Raw genomic sequence first — 17,429 nt, 5'->3', positions numbered from 1 at the left:
GGGGACAAAAGATGAAGAAATATTTAGGGATGACGGCACTGCTGCTGATCATGATATCAGTCAGCGGGTGTGAGAAGAAGGAAAGTACGGAAGACATTGCCATTATAACGGAGGCATCGCAGGAAGGTGATATGACGAATGCGATTAAAGAATCTGCACAGCAGTACGCGGCTGAAAACGGACTTCTGCTGTCGACTCACAGTGTGGCAAAAAACACATCGGATGATTATATGGTAGCAGTAAAGGAAGCTGCTGACGCAGGGGCTCAGGTTGTCATCGGATACGGCGAAGAATTTGAAGTGCCACTGTATACGATGCAGAAAAAATATAAGAAAGTTAAATTTATTATTCTGGATGGTGCACCGCGTAAGGAAAAGGGCGGCAAGGCAAAACTCAGAAGGAATACTCATGCAATTGTTTATAATGAAGCGCAGGCTGGATTTCTTGCGGGGTATGCTGCTGTGAAAGAAGGTTATAAGAATCTGGGATTCATGGGGGGACAGGAGGAAGAAAGCATTGAGCTTTACGGAAGCGGTTTTGTCCAGGGGGCAAACTATGCAGCATCTGAGATGAAACTTGAGAAAGACGCGGTTCAGCTTCGGTACAGTTATATGGGAACAAATGAAATTTCACCTGCAATTATGGCTGTGGCGGGAGACTGGTTTGAGAATGGCTGTGAAGTGATCTTTTCAAATGGAGGTTCGATCGGTACAGCTGTCATAAAAGCGGCGGAACAAAAAAACGGCAAAGTGATCGCGTCTGATACAGATCAGTCACAGGTCTCCGCCGCGGTTCTGACTTCAGCTGTAAAAAGTGTAAACGACGTTATCTATAATACACTCGGCGGGGCATTTGGAAAGGATTTTCAGGGTAAAAAACAGGAAGTAATGGATCTTTCGAACGATGGAGTCGGCCTGAACCTGGAAAACTCCTCGTTTCAAAATTTTACGGCGGATGACTACAATCTAATTGTTACAAAAATTGTGGATGAGGAAGTTAAAGTGTCAGAAGATAAGATTAAGAATCTGCAGGAAAAAGACGGTGAAATAGCGAATATTGCGTTAAGTTTCGATGAGTAAGAATGCCTTAAATTACATTTTATGGTTGCTTTTATGTAAATTATGTGGTACACTTGTAAACGAAATGAAAAAAGTGTTTCATAAATATTACGGGAATGAAACATAACGGAACGAAACATGAAATCGTAATTTAAGGAGTCGTGAGATATGAAGAAAAAATTCTTATGTCTGTTTTTGGCCATAGTTATATCGTCAATGCAGGTTGTACCGGCACTGGCTGACAGAGAATCTGATTTAAGAAATGAGAAAGCGGCTACAAGCAGTCAGCTTGAAGCGACGAACAGTCAGATTTACAATTTGGAAGTACAGAAAGAAGCTCTGCAGGCAGAGATCGATCAGATGGACGCTCAGCTGGTAGACATTATGGTTGCTATCGATGTGCTGACAGAAGAAATTTCTCAGAAACAGGCTGAGATTGAAGAAACAAAGGCCAAACTGCAGGAAGCAGAGGCAACGCGGGACAAGCAGTACGAAGATATGAAGACTCGTATGGATTACATATATCGCAACGGTGGTTCATCAGGATGGGCACAGATGGTCCTCTCAGAGGAAAATGTGTCCGCCATGCTGAATAAGGCTGAATACACACAGCAGCTTTATGATTACGACAGAGATAAGCTGGAAGAGTATAAAGAAACTGTACAGCAGGTGACAGATCTTGGAAACCAGCTGGCAACAGAGAAAGCTGACCTGGAAGTTATGCAGAATGACTATAAAGAACAGGAAACAGCACTCGAATCAGCGCTGGAAGAAAAGAAAGCAACTTCATCAGACTATGCAAATCAGATTGCTGTAGCAGAACAGCAGGCAGCACAGTACAAAGCTCTGATTGAGCAGCAGACAGCCGAACTGGCTCAGATCGAAGAAGCAAAACGCAAAGCAGCAGAAGAGGCAGCCAGAAAGGCAGCAGCTGAGGCGGCAAGAAAAGAAGCGGCAGCTGAAGCAGCCAGACAGGCAGAAGCTGAGTCAAATGATGAGGAAGACAGCTCTGATGAATCTTCCAATCATGATTCTTCTTATGACGACAATGATTCATCTGAAGACAGCGATAACGCATCATCCGATAATAGCAGTCATGACGATGAAAGTGATGATAACAGCAGCTACGACAATGATGACAGTGACGACAATGGCAGTGAAGATTCATCCGATGACAGCAGTTATGAAGAGAATGACGATAGCAGTTATGATGATGACAGCGATTCATCAGGCGATGTTTCTTACAGCGGCACGGGGCAGTCGGTTGTCAACTATGCTACTCAGTTTGTAGGAAATCCATATGTATGGGGCGGCGAAAGTCTGACAAACGGTGCAGACTGTTCCGGATTTATTATGAAAGTATATGAAAAATTCGGCGTCTCACTTCCTCATTCCTCATCTGCAATGAGATCCTGCGGGACAGGCGTATCTTACTCACAGGCTATGCCGGGAGATATCATCTGTTATTCAGGGCATGTTGCGATCTACATGGGCGGCGGTTCCATTGTACATGCCAGCAATGAGAGAGATGGAATTAAAATCAGCGGAAATGCTGCATACAGAACAATTCTTGCAGTAAGACGTGTAATCTGATAGTAAATGAAAGATAATAACGGTATGGCCGGAAAGGTCATACCGTTATTTTTGTGCAATAAGAAAATTAAAGTTGCAGCAAAAAAAGCTTGCAATTTAAAAAATATGTGTTATAGTAGTTATAGAACAAACAAAAATCATGAGACGGTAAGAGAATACTGTTTTGGAAATAGACAGGAGGGAGTATTATGAATATCAGTAAATTTACACAGAAATCATTACAGGCGGTACAGGACCTTGAAAAAACAGCATACGAGTTTGGCAATCAGGAGATTGAACAGGAGCATTTACTGTACAATCTTTTGAAACAGGAAGACAGTCTGATACTGAAAATGATAGAAAAGATGGAAATCCAGAAAGAACATTTCCTGAACCGTGTGGAACAGGCGATTGAAGCGAGAACGAAAGTGTCGGGTGGAAATCCATATATTGGACAGTATCTGAATAAAACTTTGGTTGGGGCTGAGGACGAAGCAAAGCATATGGGAGACGAATATGTCTCTGTAGAACATCTCTTTCTGTCCATGCTGAAGCATCCGAGCCCGGCTGTGAAGGAACTTTTCAGGGAATATGGAATTACGAAGGAGCGCTTTTTACAGGCACTGAGTACGGTTCGCGGTAATCAGCGTGTCACGAGTGATAATCCGGAAGCGACATATGATACACTGAATAAATATGGAGAAGATCTGGTGGACAAAGCCAGAGACCAGAAACTGGACCCGGTGATCGGACGTGATTCTGAAATCCGAAATGTAATCCGTATCCTGTCCAGGAAGACAAAAAACAACCCGGTACTGATAGGTGAACCCGGAGTCGGAAAGACAGCAGTTGTGGAAGGGCTGGCACAGCGTATTGTTCGCGGTGATGTGCCGGAAGGACTGAAAGATAAGAAAATATTTGCTCTGGACATGGGGGCACTTGTGGCGGGAGCAAAATATCGCGGCGAGTTTGAGGAGCGTCTGAAAGCGGTGCTGGAGGAAGTGCGTAAGAGTGAAGGCAGAATCATCTTATTTATCGATGAACTTCATCTGATCGTGGGAGCCGGCAAGACAGAAGGGGCGATGGACGCAGGCAATATGCTGAAACCTATGCTGGCACGCGGCGAGCTGCACTGTATAGGTGCCACTACACTCGATGAATACAGGCAGTATATTGAGAAGGATGCGGCTTTGGAGCGCAGGTTCCAGCCGGTTATGGTGGATGAGCCGAGTGTGGAAGACACGATTTCTATCCTTCGCGGACTGAAAGAACGGTATGAGGTATATCACGGAGTTAAGATAACCGACGGTGCGCTTGTTGCAGCGGCGACTCTGTCACAGCGTTATATATCAGACCGTTTCCTGCCGGATAAGGCGATCGACCTTGTAGATGAAGCGTGCGCTCTGATCAAGACAGAGCTGGATTCACTGCCTGCAGAGCTCGATGAACTGCAGAGAAAGATCATGCAGATGGAAATTGAGGAGGCGGCGCTTAAAAAAGAAACGGATAAGCTGAGCCTCGATCGTCTGAATCATCTGCAGCGTGAACTGGCGGAACTGAAAGACGAGTTTAATGCGCAGAAAGCACAGTGGGAGAATGAAAAAACTTCAGTAGACAAACTTTCAAAACTGCGTGAACAGATTGAGGAAATGAACCAGAGGATTCAGAAGGCACAGAGAGACTACGACCTGGAAAAGGCAGCAGAGCTGCAGTACGGGGAACTGCCAAAACTGCAGGAGCAGCTGCGCATCGAAGAAGAACGGGTGAAAGATGCCGATCTGTCTCTGGTGCATGAGAGTGTGACCGATGAGGAAATTGCCAGAATCGTATCACGGTGGACCGGAATTCCTGTCGCGAAACTCACAGAAGGTGAGCGCAGCAAGATTCTGGGTCTGGAAGATATCCTTCATGAGCGGGTGATTGGACAGGATGAAGCTGTGAGTAAAGTGACGGATGCGATCATCCGCTCAAAGGCGGGCATTAAAGACCCTACAAAGCCGATCGGTTCATTCCTGTTCCTCGGACCTACAGGAGTCGGAAAAACAGAGCTGGCGAAGACACTGGCACTGAATCTGTTTGACGATGAACAGAATATGGTCCGCATCGATATGAGTGAATATATGGAGAAATATTCTGTGTCCAGACTGATCGGAGCGCCTCCGGGATACGTCGGTTATGAGGAAGGCGGACAGCTGACAGAGGCGGTTCGCAGAAAACCATATTCGGTCGTGCTGTTTGACGAGATCGAAAAAGCGCATCCGGATGTCTTCAATGTACTTCTGCAGGTCCTGGACGACGGCAGGATCACAGATTCACAGGGAAGAACTGTAGATTTTAAAAATACGATACTGATTATGACATCAAATATCGGTTCCTCCTATCTGCTGGAAGGCATTACAGAGAGTGGAGAGATAAGAGAGGAATGTGCAGAGATGGTAAATCAGGATCTGCGGGCGCACTTCAGGCCGGAGTTTCTGAACCGTCTTGACGAAATTATTCTGTTTAAGCCGCTGACGAAAGAGAATATCGGCAGGATCGTAGATCTGCTGATGGATGAACTGAACAGGAGACTTCATGACCAGGAACTGTCCATCACATTGTCAGATGCTGCAAAAGAGCATGTGATCGAGGGTGGTTATGATCCCGTATACGGAGCCCGCCCGTTGAAGCGCTATCTGCAGAAACATGTAGAGACGCTAGCTGCAAAAAGGATATTGTCGGGAGATGTAAAGGCAGGCGATGTGATCTTCATTGATGAAGAAGACAATGAACTGAAGGCTGCTGTACAGAATGTAATGTAAGAGGTGAAAATATGATACCAAAAGACCCTGTCATGTTGCTGAGCTACGTCAACACTCAGCTAAGAGATCATTATCCCAGTCTGCAGGAACTGTGCGGAGCTCTGGGTATCAATGAGCAGGAACTTGTAAGGAAACTGAAAGCCATCGATTATGAATATGACGATGGAAATAATCAGTTTGTGTAATGAAATAAAGTAAAGAAAGCAGATGCTGCGAAGGTGTCTGCTTTCTTTTTCTGTGGATTAACATGACTTTTTCTTGCCCCGGCTTCCATTCGGTGATAAAATTCATATATTGAGAAATGAAGAGGAGAGGACAATGGAAGCATACCAGAGTTTCGCACAGGTGTATGACATGTTCATGGACGATATTGACTACGATGCCTGGAGCGATTATCTTATTGAACTGCTGAGAGAGTACGGGGTAAATGAAGGGCTGGTTCTGGAGCTGGGATGTGGTACCGGCAGCATGACACAGCGGCTGGCAGCGTCGGGTTATGATATGATCGGTGTGGATCTGTCAGACGACATGCTGGAGATTGCCCAGGAAAAAAGAATACAGGCTGGCCTGGAGATACTGTATCTTCAGCAGGATATGCGCGAATTCGAACTGTACGGGACTGTCCGTGCAGTGGTGAGTGTCTGTGATTCTCTGAATTACATTCTGGAGGACGAAGAACTGCTGGAGGTGTTCTGCCTGGTCAATAATTATCTGGACCCGGGAGGAGTCTTTGTGTTCGACCTGAATACCGAATATAAATATCAGACGCTTATGGGAGAACAGACAATTGCCGAAAACAGGAAGGAGGCCAGTTTTATCTGGGACAACTATTATGACCGGGAATCCATGTGCAATGAATACGAACTGGCAATTTTTATTCCGGAAGGTGATGACGGACTGTACCGGAAGTATGAGGAAGTCCATTATCAGCGTGCATATTCCATACAGAAGGTCACGGCCCTTCTGGAACAGGCGGGAATGGAGTTTGTGACTGCGTATGATGCATTTACGAGAGATCAGCCGGCGCCTGAGAGTGAACGCATCTATGTAATCGCAAGAGAACATGGAAAATAAGACGGGAATCATAGAAACGTGATTTTCGGTAAATGATAAAGGAAAGACAGGAAGGATAAAATATGGATTATATAGTGAGGGCAACGGCGGCAGAAGGACAGGTACGGGCATTTGCTGCGACAACGAGAGATTTGGTGGAACATGCAAGGGCGACGCACAATACAAGCCCCGTGGCTACTGCTGCGCTTGGACGCCTGCTGAGCGCTGGGACAATGATGGGAGTCATGATGAAGGGAGACAAAGACCTGCTGACACTGCAGATCAAGGCAGGAGGGCCGCTTGCAGGGATTACGGTTACGGCGGATTCCAGGGGCAGGGTAAAAGGGTATGTCGGAAATCCAAACGTCGTGATCCCGGCAAATAGAAAAGGAAAGCTGGATGTGGCTACGGCGGTCGGTCCGGGCTTTCTGAATGTAATCATGGATCTTGGACTTAAAGAACCATACAGCGGACAGACAATGCTGCAGACCAGTGAGATCGCTGAGGATCTGACGTATTATTTTGCGACGAGTCAGCAGGTTCCGTCATCCGTCGGACTGGGAGTTCTGATGGAACATGATAATACGGTAAAGCAGGCGGGAGGGTTTATCATACAGCTGATGCCATTTGCAGAAGAAAAAACAATCGCTGCACTTGAACAGAATCTAAAAGCGGTGTCATCTGTGACTGAACTGCTTGATGCGGGGAACACTCCGGAAATGCTGCTTGAAAAATTGCTGGGTAATCTGGGACTGATTATAAATGACACTGTTTCGGCGGAATTCTACTGCAACTGCAGTAAACAGCGGGTTGCCAAGGCGCTGATGAGTGTCGGCAAAAAGGACCTGCAGGAAATGATCGATGACGGAAAAGAAGTGGTCCTGAACTGCCACTTCTGCGGTACGGACTACGGATTCTCCGTTGAAGAGCTGAAAGAACTGCGGAATCTGGTCCGATAAACTGAGTGTGGGAAAAGGGAACAGGAGGTAAGAATGAAACAGGGATTTATCAAGACAGCGGCGGGGACGCCGAAGATTAAGGTGGCTGACTGTATTCACAATGCAGATCAGGCGATTGCGCTGATACGCGAAATGGAGCATCAAAAAGCAAAGATCATGGTGCTTCCGGAGCTTTGCATAACCGGATATACTTGCGGGGATCTGTTCTGGCAGGACCGGCTCCTTTATTCGGCGAAAGAACAGCTTTTAAGGATCGTCCGCGATACCGCGGATGTAAATGCACTTATTTTTATCGGCTTACCGATAGAGGCGGACGGTAAACTGTATAATGCAGCGGCTGCCTTCAGCCAGGGGAAAATTCTTGGTATGGTTCCAAAAACACATATACCGTCATACCGGGAGTTTTATGAAGGTCGTCATTTTGCTAGCGGACCTGAAACTGCAAGGTGGCTGGAAATAAACGGTGAGCAGATACCGTTTGGTACGAATCAGCTGTTTCGATGCAGTTCGGTTCCGGGGCTTGCAGTAGCAGCAGAAATCTGTGAGGATCTCTGGGCGCCGAATCCCCCGAGCGTAAGTCATGCACTTGCCGGCGCAACTGTGATCGTAAATCTTTCGGCCAGCGACGAGGAGACGGGAAAAGATGAGTACAGAAGCGGTCTGGTGACGAGCCAGGCGGCCCGCCTGATCTGTGGATATCTGTATGCGACAGCGGGAGAGGGGGAATCGACGACAGACCTTGTGTTCGGAGGGCATAATCTGATCTCTGAAAATGGAAAGCTGCTTGCGGAGGCGGAACGTTTTAAGAACGAGACGGTCTATGCGGACATTGATATCCAGAGGCTGATCTCGGAGCGGAGAAAAATGACGACTTATCCCGCGCAGAGTGGACATGGTTACTATGTGTCAGATTTTTCTCTGACTGTGGAGGAGACTAAGCTCGACCGTTACTTTGATCCGCAGCCTTTTGTGCCCAGCCGGAAAGAGGACAGAGACAAGCGATGTGATGAGATTTTGAATATACAGACGATGGGACTTAAAAAGCGGCTGGAGCATACAAACTGCAAAAATGCAGTCATAGGTATTTCGGGAGGACTGGATTCGACTCTGGCGCTTCTCGTAACGGCGCGCGCTTTTGATATACTTGGAAAAGACAGAAAAGAGATAACAGCGGTGACAATGCCATGCTTTGGAACGACAGATCGGACGTACCAGAATGCATGTGAACTGACGCGCTGTCTCGGGGCTGAGCTGAGGGAGATTGACATTAAAGAAGCGGTGACGCTTCACCTGCGTGATATCGGACACGATATCGAAGTCCATGACGTAACGTATGAAAATGCACAGGCAAGGGAACGGACGCAGGTTTTGATGAATGTGGCAAATCAGGCGGGCGGTATGGTGATCGGTACAGGAGACCTTTCTGAGCTGGCACTCGGATGGGCTACGTATAACGGTGATCACATGTCTATGTACGGTGTCAATGCTTCCGTACCGAAGACCCTGGTGCGTCATCTGGTGAAATACTTTGCGGATACCTGCCAGGACGAAAAACTATCCGGGATTCTGCTGGATGTACTGGACACACCGGTAAGTCCGGAACTGCTGCCTCCGAAAGACGGAATGATCTCACAGAAGACGGAAGATCTTGTCGGACCGTATGAGCTTCATGACTTTTATCTGTATTATATGCTGCGCGTGGGATTTTCGCCTGCTAAGATATACCGTATTGCACAGAAGGCATTCCAGGGTCTCTATGATACAGAGACGATAAAAAAATGGCTGATCATATTTTACCGCCGATTTTTTTCACAGCAGTTTAAACGCTCCTGTCTGCCGGACGGACCGAAGATCGGTAGTGTGGCAGTCTCCCCGAGAGGAGACTGGAGAATGCCGAGCGACGCCTGTGTGCGCATCTGGATGGATGAGCTGGAGCAGCTTTAAGGCAAAAAAGATTGCGCCAGGGACAATCTCCGCCTGCGGAGGGTCACGCCAGCGATCTCTTCCTTTCCGCTGTTGAGCGATCCTGCGGAATGTTTCTAATGTATAGGAGACTAAGGTTCCTATACATTAAAAAATAAATCAGGACTGCGGCACTGCCTTTGACAGTGCCGTTTTTATTGCCTCCAAAAGCAGCATGGAGGTATACTTGTTGTCATCCTCATAGGTAATATTTTCTGTGGACTGTTTTTGATAAATCTGTTCTGCCAGTGCATCGAGTGTAGGCTCCATGAGAGGATACATTGCAGTGGCGCTCTCGCTCAGATTGATCAGCTCGATCGAATTGATATGATCGGAATCAACCGTTACCTGCACGTCGAACGTATTGTCATTCAGTTCGATGGAGGTGGTGTAAACCCCGGCGACATATTGCTGCTCAGCAGTTTCTTCACTTGCGTCAGCGCTGGTTGCGGTGCTCTTTTTCGGCCCGAACATGACAAAGAGAAGGATGATAAGCAAAATAGCCAGGGTGAGAAAGATAGCAGTATAAATAACTTCTTTCATATGTAATACGACGATTTTCGTTTTTGAACTCATAGACACACTCCTTTTCGTATTCTCTTTATTATCATATTAGCGGAGGGACAAAAATATGCATGGGGATGATGCAGCTTTTTCTAAAACAAAGTCTGTGGTATAATATGAACACTTGGCGAGGTACTTGCGAGCCTAGTGAGAATAGATGCCTGGACACTTAATGAGTACGAGCCGAGAGGCGAAGGGGGAATTTAGTATCCATGGTATAATATGAACACTTGGCGAGGTACTTGCGAGCCTAGTGAGAATAGATGCCTGGACACTTAATGAGTACGAGCCGAGAGGCGAAGGAGGAATTTAGTGCCCAAGGCATAATGTTAGAATACGGGCAGACATGGCAGTAAAGGAGAAATATATGGCATTACATCTTATAACAGGCAGCGCTGGGGCAGGGAAATCTTATATGGTTTACCGCAAGGTCATTGAGGAATCCGTAAAAAATCCCAGTCGGGATTATCTGATACTGGTACCTGAACAGTTTACCATGCAGACGCAGAAAGAGGTTGTGGACCTTCATCCGGGACATGCTGTGCTGAATATTGATATTTTAAGTTTTCAAAGGCTTGCTTACCGCGTATTCGATGAAGTTGGAGGAAACCTGAATCCTCTGCTGGATGATACGGGCAAGTCTTTTGTGCTGCAGAAAATTGCACAGCAGCAGAAAAAAAAGCTGGGCTTTCTCGGCGCCAATTTAAAGAAGCCCGGTTATATCAATGAGATGAAATCTATGATATCGGAGCTTATGCAGTACCAGATCAGCCCGGAAGGTATAGACATACTGATGGAATGTGCGGGGGAGCAGTCGCTGCTGTTCCGCAAACTGTCAGATGTCAAAATCATTTATCAGGAGTTTTCTGATTATATGAAAAGCCGTTATGTCACGCCTGAGGAGGTGCTGGACGTGTTGTGCCGTGTGATGGTAAGGGCAAGCAGTCTGAATGGAAGCACCGTTGTGCTCGATGGCTTTACCGGCTTTACACCAGTGCAGTATCAGGTGATAAGGCGGCTGCTCGCCATGTGCCGTGATGTGTACGTGACCGTTACACTGGATGAAAAAAAAACCACCTTTCAGAAAAGGCAGACTCAACAGCTGTTTTATATGAGCTATGATATGGTTTACCGCCTGTCTCATCTGGCGCTGGAGGAACACGTGGAGATTGCAAAGAGGCATCTGGATGGGAGGACAGAGGGCAGATTTTCCCAAACTCCCGCACTTTCATTTCTGGAGTCTCATCTGTTCAGGCAGTCGGCAGCCAGGTATCGTAAGGAGCCTGAGGAGATTCATATCCGGGCAGCGGCTAATCCTCTGGAGGAGATGGAATGGACAGTACGTATGATCCGCAGACTTATCCGGACCAGATCGCTGCGCTATCAGGACATCGCGGTGATTACGGGGGATCTTGGCGGGTATGAGAGTTACGCAGTGCAGGCGTTTGAACGCGAGCATATTCCCTGCTTTATTGACCGGAAACAGTCGGTTCTGATGAATCCATTTGTAGAGTATGTGCGTGCGGCGCTGGATATGCTGATCACGGGATTTAAGTATGAGAGTGTGTTCCGTTATCTGCGTACCGGCATGTCTGATTTGACACCCGATGAAATCGACACCATTGAAAATTATGCGATCGCACTGGGCATCCGGGGATTTAAGCAATGGAGTGCGCCGTGGACGCGGACATTCCGCGGCATGCAGGAGAGAGATCTGGCGGAAGTTGAACGAATCCGCGTAAAGTTTGTAGCAGAGATCAAAGACTTCACAGAAGAATTTAAGGGGCCGGAAGGTACTGTTGCTGCCAGGACCACAGCGCTGTACCACTTTATCGTAAAATCCCGTATTCAGCAGAAATTAAAGATCCGGGAACTTGAATTTCAGAAGCAGGGAAAACAGGCTCTGGTCAAGGAATATGCACAGATTTTCGGTATCATCATGGGAATGTTTGACAAACTTGTGGATGTGCTGGGGGAGGAGAAGGTAACAAGACAGGAATATCAGCAGATTCTTGAGGCAGGTTTTCTGCAGGTGCAGGTGGGGATCATTCCGCCGACTGCAGACCAGGTTATGGTCGGGGATGTAAAACGAACGCGTCTTGCATCTGTAAAGGTTCTGTTTTTTGTCGGTGTCAATGAAGGTGTGATTCCGCAGCGCGGAGAGAGCTGCGGAATCCTGACAGAGGCTGAACGGGAGCTTATCAAAGCGCATGATATTGAACTGGCACCGACGATGCGTGAGGATATCGGGATTCAGCGGTTTTACCTTTATCTGATCCTGACGAAGCCCTCCATGGAGCTGTATCTGTCTTACACACATATGAAAGCGGGCGGGGAGTCAGCATCGCCCGCTTATCTGATCGGAACGATTCAGAAGATGTTTCCAAAGCTGGCTGTGGAAGAGGACAACCGGATGGAAGCAGAGTATATGAAGCTGGAGACGCCGGCGCAGGGAATGGATACAATGGTACAGGGGCTCCAGGCGGCTGCACAGGGGCAGGAAGATGTCGGATGGTATGAACTGTTTGGATGGTACTGGAGCCGGGAAGAGTACCGTGAGTGGACGAGACGTCTGGTGGAAGCGGCATTTTATGAAAAACCGGAAGACCGTATAGGCAGGGCGGCTGCGCTTTCGCTATATGGGAGGGAATTAAAAAACAGTGCGACGAGGCTGGAAACATTTGCGGCATGTGCATATGCACATTTTCTGCAGTATGGGCTGAAGCTTTCAGAACGTGTCCGTTATGAGTTTAAAGCGATGGATATGGGAAACGTCCTGCATGAGGCACTGGAGCGTTTTGCACGACTTTTGAAAAAAGAAGGGCTGTCATGGAAAGAACTGTCCGGGGAGGATGCAAAAAGGCTTCTGGATGCCAGCGTTAATGGCCTGTTCGAGGAATACGGAAATACCATACTGAAAAGTTCCGCCAGAAATCATTATATGATCCGGCGTTGCAGGCGACTTCTGGAACGGAGTATATGGGCGTTGCAGGAACAGTTAAAATGCGGGGATTTTGAGCCCAGCCGTTTTGAAGTGTCTTTTGCGATGCAGGATGAACTGGATGCTGCACAGTTTCAGCTGGATGAGGAAACCCGGATAAAACTGCAGGGCAGAATTGACCGTGTGGATACGTATGAATCAGAGGATGACTGCTACGTAAAAGTGATCGATTATAAAACAGGGAACCGCTCACTGGACCTGACAGAGCTGTATCACGGACTGTCGCTTCAGCTCGTGGTATATCTGAATGCAGCGATGGAACTGGAAAAAAAAGAACGTCCGGATAAACAGATACATCCGGCAGGTATTTTCTATTACCAGATCAAAGACCCTCTGATCACAGGGGAATGGCAGGAGAGTAAAACACTGATCGAACAGGATATGCTCAAAGAACTGCGGATGAACGGGCTGGCAAACGCAGATCCGGAAGTTCTGAACAGGCTGGATCACACGCTTGGCGGGACCGGAAGGAAGACATCCAGTGTATTTCCACTGTCCATGAATAAGGACGGAAGCTGTTCTAAGGCATCATCTGTCATACGGGAAGAACAGTTTGAGGCACTGACTTCATTTGTCAATGATAAAATCAAAGAGCTTGGCAGACAGATCATGGATGGGGTGGCAGAAGCCAACCCGTATCAGATTGGTCAGAAGAATGCGTGTGAATACTGTGCTTACCGCACGGCGTGTGGATTTGATGAGCGTATCCGGGGATATGAATACCGCAGGCTCCCCCAGTTTTCTGATGATGAACTGTGGAAGAGGATGAAAGAGGAGGATGAGTGATGGGAGTGAAATGGACACAGGAACAGGAACAGGTGATCAGCCTGCACAACCGCGATATTCTGGTCAGTGCTGCTGCCGGATCCGGTAAAACAGCCGTCCTGGTGGAAAGAATCCTGACCATGGTCACCCGCAGGGAAGATCCCGTAGATATCGATCATCTCCTTGTTGTGACATTTACCAGAGCAGCTGCCGGGGAGATGAAAGAAAGAATCCTGAAGGCGCTGGATGACAGACTGACGGAGGAGCCGGATAACGAACACCTGAAACGGCAGGTAGCCTACATTCACAATGCACAGATCAATACGATTGACGGATTTTGTGCCTATGTGATTCGAAATTATTTTCATCTGATAGATCTGGATCCAGGGTACAGGACTGCGGATGAAGGGGAACTGAAGCTCCTGAAATCTGATGTACTCGGGGAGATTCTGGAAGAGGCGTATGCTCTCGGAAGCGATGATTTTCACCGTCTTGTGGAGTGTTATGCCCCGGGAAAGACAGATGAAGTTCTGGAAGAGCTGATCCTTCAGCTGTATGAGCTCTCGACCAGTCATCCATGGCCGGAGGAATGGCTTGAATACTGCAGAAGCGTCTATGATGTGCAGACCAGGGAGGAGTTATTTGCCTCTCAGTGGATGGAACTTTTCTGGTCGGATGTTCGTCAGAAGATCGAGGAGGCAGTCTGCCAGGCTGCGGAAAATATAAAAACAGCACAGGCTGAGGAGGGGCCGTACGCCTATCTGCCGGCGCTCGAAGCAGACGCGGCATTACTTGACAGATTGATCAATACCGATGATTATGATGAGATTCATGCAGTATTGAAAGAACATAAATGGGAACGGCTTTCCTCAAAAAAAGATGCCGCGGTATCGGATGTGCTCAAAGAGCGCGCCAAGGCTGGCAGAGAGACGGTCAAAGAGATCGTGGGGGAGCTGCAGAGCCAGTACTTTATCATGTCCGGGGAAGACGTTTTTCAGTGCATGAGAAGCTGTTCACCCGTGATGGGCAGCCTCATTGACCTGACACTCGCGTTTTCTGAGAGATTTGCGCTGAAAAAAAGACAGAAGAATCTGCTGGATTTTACCGATATGGAACATCTGGCGCTGCAGATTCTTATTGAGAAAAAGGATGATGGAAGCTGTGTCCGTTCTCAGGCAGCGAGTGAACTTTCACAGCAGTTTGAAGAGATACTAATTGACGAATATCAGGACAGTAATTATGTTCAGGAAATGCTGCTGACGAGCGTGTCGAGGCATGAAGACGGGGTCTGCAACATCTTTATGGTGGGTGATGTCAAGCAGAGTATTTATCGTTTCCGTCTGGCAAATCCTCAGTTATTTCTGGAAAAGTATGAGACATACACCATAAAAGAGAGCAGCAGACAGCGGATAGACCTTCACAGGAATTTCAGAAGCCGTAAAGAAGTCCTTGGTTTTGTCAACCTGCTGTTTGAACAGCTGATGAGCCGTTCTTTTGGAGGGGTTACCTACGATGAGAGTGCGGCGCTGTATCCCGGAGCGGATTATCCGGAGGGGAACGATCCGGAATTCCCCAAAACAGAAGTCCTGATGCTGGAGTCGGACGGCGAGGATGTGAAAAAGGAAGGTATGTCAGGGGAGGCGAGGGAACTGGAGGCGCGTATCATTGGTCAGAGGATCCGCGAGATGGCAGGACGGGAACTGGTTTTTGACAGGCAGGCAAATACATACCGTCCAATGCGCTATTCAGATTGTGTCATACTGCTTAGAACCGTCAGTGGTTGGGGAGAGACCTTTGGGAAGATTCTTCAGGCGATGGGGATTCCTTCCTATGTGACCACGAGAACCGGTTACTTTACGGCAATTGAGATCGTAACGCTGCTTAATTATCTGCATATCTGCGATAATCCGCGGCAGGATATTCCGTTTGCTGCCGTTCTGCATTCGCCTGTCGCTTCGGTGTCTGCCCGGGAACTGGCAGACATTCGCAGAGCATTTCCGGAAGGAAAACTGTACGATGGATGCAGGCGCTATCTGGACCTCGGTGAGGACGACGTGCTCAAGGAGAAGCTGTGCAGGTTTTTCAGCGTGTATTCAGACATGAGAGGGCGTGTGCCGTATACGCCGATCCACGAACTGATTCTGGCGATCCTGAATGAGACGGGGTATGGACAGTATGTGCGGGCTATGCCGGCAGGAGAACAGCGGGCTGCAAATATCAGGATGCTGATAGAAAAAGCCAGGGACTATGAAAAAACAAGCTACCGGGGGTTATTTAATTTTATCCGCTATATCGAATATCTGCAGAAATACAACGTGGATTACGGGGAAGTGAATATTGCGGGGGAAAATGAGAATACCGTCCGCATTATGAGTATTCATAAAAGCAAGGGCCTGGAATTCCCTGTTGTATTTCTGGCTGGAATGGGAAAAAAATTTAATCTGAGAGATATCAATTCCGGGATTATCATACATCCGGACTACGGACTCGGTGTGGACTGTATCGATCCGGAACGGAGGATCAAGATGCCGACTCTTCTCAAAGGCGTTATCAGGCATCAGCTCCTGATGGAGAGTCTGGGAGAGGAAATGCGTGTACTGTATGTGGCTCTGACGAGGGCAAAGGAAAAGCTGATTCTTGTGGGGACCATCAGCCGTCTGGAAAAGAGGGTGAGGGAGTGTGCCGGGGTGCTGACACAGGAAGCACATGAGATATCCATGCGGATGAGGGAAAAAGGACGTGATTACTGGTCATGGGTATTGCCTTCGCTGGTACGGCACAGGGCATTTCTGCCAGTGCTGGAAGCGTATGGACTACCTGTCCATAACAGAAAGGAAATCCGGAAGGAGGATGTGGAGCTGGTTATTCAGATTCTGACGCTTCAGGAGCTGACGAAGAAAGAAGTCTGGCATCAGGCAGGCAGGCAGGCAGAAAAAAGACGTTTCCTGGAATGGAATGCGCAGAAAACTTATGATCCGCAGGTGAAACAGCTGCTGGATGAGAGATTCTCCTTTGTATATCCATATGAAAAACAACAGCATGTTCCAGTAAAGCTTACGGTATCTGAATTGAAGCAGCCGTATACGGAAGAGCCGGCAGAAGAGCTATACTTTCAGCCCGATATCATACCGCTTGTTCCGCAGTTTATTGAAAAGAGAGAAGAGGTTTTAAAAGGGGCAGACCGCGGTACAGCGTACCACCGGGTGTTCCAGCTGCTGGATTACAGCAGCGCAGACAGTGCAGCGGGTGTCAGACGTCAGCTTTCAGCGATGGAAGACGCGGGAAAGATTACAGAGACGATGAAGCTTTGTGTTGAACCGGAAGACATTGTATGTCTGGCCAAAAGTCCCTTGGGCAGTCGGATGAAAGCCGCGCAGCAGGAAGGACGCCTGTTTCTCGAGCAGCCGTTCGCCATGAGCATCCCCGCTTCTGAGAAAGATCCGGATTTTCTGGACAGCGATACCATTGTAGTACAGGGGATCATCGATGCCTTTTTCTATGAGGAGGATGTGATCATCCTGGTAGATTATAAAACAGACCAGGTGCAGTGTGAGCGGGAACTGGCTGATAAATATCACAGACAGCTGGACTATTACGCACAGGCACTTATGAGGACAACCGGAAAAACGGTGAAAGAGAAAATCATATATTCAGTTACGCTTGGCAGAGCAATTGTATGTGAATGAGGGAACGG

10 protein-coding genes are annotated in these 17,429 nt (G+C 47.8%); 9 read left to right on the top strand and 1 reads right to left on the bottom strand.

The annotated features are described in order from the left end of the window. Positions 1-11: 11 nt before the first annotated feature. The 7 genes from MCG98_RS17245 (at position 12) to MCG98_RS17215 (ending at position 9,387) form a co-directional block, all read left to right on the top strand. Complete coding sequence (locus MCG98_RS17245; RefSeq protein WP_240303087.1) at positions 12-1,079, top strand: BMP family ABC transporter substrate-binding protein; 1,068 nt, start codon at positions 12-14, stop codon at positions 1,077-1,079. 147 nt (positions 1,080-1,226) lie between these two features. Further along, positions 1,227-2,651, top strand: coding sequence for a C40 family peptidase (locus MCG98_RS17240; RefSeq protein ID WP_240303086.1), 1,425 nt, complete (start codon positions 1,227-1,229; stop codon positions 2,649-2,651). Between the two features lie 188 nt (positions 2,652-2,839). Beyond that, on the top strand, positions 2,840-5,431 hold the full coding sequence (gene clpB, locus MCG98_RS17235; RefSeq protein WP_240303085.1) for an ATP-dependent chaperone ClpB: 2,592 nt from the start codon (positions 2,840-2,842) through the stop codon (positions 5,429-5,431). Between the two features lie 11 nt (positions 5,432-5,442). Continuing rightward, the gene (locus MCG98_RS17230) at positions 5,443-5,616 is read left to right on the top strand and encodes a DUF4250 domain-containing protein (RefSeq protein WP_240303084.1); all 174 of its coding nucleotides are present in this window, start codon (positions 5,443-5,445) and stop codon (positions 5,614-5,616) included. A gap of 109 nt (positions 5,617-5,725) precedes the next feature. Next, positions 5,726-6,505, top strand: a complete 780-nt coding sequence (locus MCG98_RS17225) for a class I SAM-dependent methyltransferase (protein WP_275891345.1) — start codon at positions 5,726-5,728, stop codon at positions 6,503-6,505. 62 nt (positions 6,506-6,567) lie between these two features. Next, entirely contained in the window at positions 6,568-7,443 is an 876-nt protein-coding gene (hslO, locus tag MCG98_RS17220; protein ID WP_240303082.1) for an Hsp33 family molecular chaperone HslO, read from the top strand. 33 nt (positions 7,444-7,476) lie between these two features. Continuing rightward, positions 7,477-9,387 carry an NAD(+) synthase gene (locus MCG98_RS17215; RefSeq protein ID WP_240303081.1) on the top strand — a complete coding sequence of 637 codons (1,911 nt, stop codon included), beginning with the start codon at positions 7,477-7,479 and terminating at the stop codon, positions 9,385-9,387. 138 nt (positions 9,388-9,525) lie between these two features. Here the strand turns inward: MCG98_RS17215 and MCG98_RS17210 are convergent, their stop codons facing one another. Beyond that, positions 9,526-9,981, bottom strand: coding sequence for a hypothetical protein (locus MCG98_RS17210; protein ID WP_240303080.1), 456 nt, complete (start codon positions 9,979-9,981; stop codon positions 9,526-9,528). A 355-nt stretch (positions 9,982-10,336) separates the two neighbouring features. Here MCG98_RS17210 and addB point away from each other — a divergent pair, with 355 nt between their 5' ends. Both addB and addA read left to right on the top strand, forming a co-directional pair. Next, positions 10,337-13,756, top strand: coding sequence for a helicase-exonuclease AddAB subunit AddB (gene addB / locus MCG98_RS17205; protein ID WP_240303079.1), 3,420 nt, complete (start codon positions 10,337-10,339; stop codon positions 13,754-13,756). After that, the gene (gene addA, locus MCG98_RS17200) at positions 13,756-17,421 is read left to right on the top strand and encodes a helicase-exonuclease AddAB subunit AddA (protein ID WP_240303078.1); all 3,666 of its coding nucleotides are present in this window, start codon (positions 13,756-13,758) and stop codon (positions 17,419-17,421) included. The genes addB and addA overlap by 1 nt, the downstream gene beginning before the upstream one ends. Positions 17,422-17,429 lie beyond the last annotated feature (8 nt).

The sequence above is a fragment of the Ruminococcus sp. OA3 genome (assembly GCF_022440845.1).
GTDB lineage: Bacteria > Bacillota > Clostridia > Lachnospirales > Lachnospiraceae > Ruminococcus_G.
This window is presented reverse-complemented; position numbering and strand designations above follow the sequence as displayed.